1 protein-coding gene is annotated in these 359 nt (G+C 68.0%); it reads left to right on the top strand.

Annotation, left to right across the window (positions count from 1 at the left end):
• Positions 1–359, top strand: a 359-nt coding sequence (locus AC1DYK_RS36370) for a hypothetical protein (RefSeq protein ID WP_478170685.1), incomplete at both ends; no start/stop codon positions are given.

Raw genomic sequence — 359 nt, 5'->3', positions numbered from 1 at the left:
CTCACGGACCTGCTGCGACCCCTCATCGTCGACTCCCGGCACACCGCGGGACCGCAGGGCAGCGAGTCCATCGTCCGCATCCAGGGCAAGGCCGCGATCAGCGCCATCGTCAACGAGAGTGTGCAGCAGAGCACCTCGGAGCTGTTCACCGCCCAGCCGGGGGGCGGCCGGCCCAAGGCCACGCTCGAGCAGATCCGTCAGCAGACCGCCGAGCTCCTCGACCGTGGGGTGGAGGTGCGGACGCTCTACCAGCACACCGCCTGGCACGACGGACCCACCCGTGAATACGTGACCGAAATGACCTCGCTCGGCGCCCAGGTCCGTACTCTCGACGAGTTCTTCGACCGGCTGATCATCGT

It is taken from the genome of Variovorax sp. P2_H12, assembly GCF_056403395.1.
Note: the sequence above shows the minus strand (reverse complement) of the source record. Positions and strands in the feature narration are given on the sequence as shown.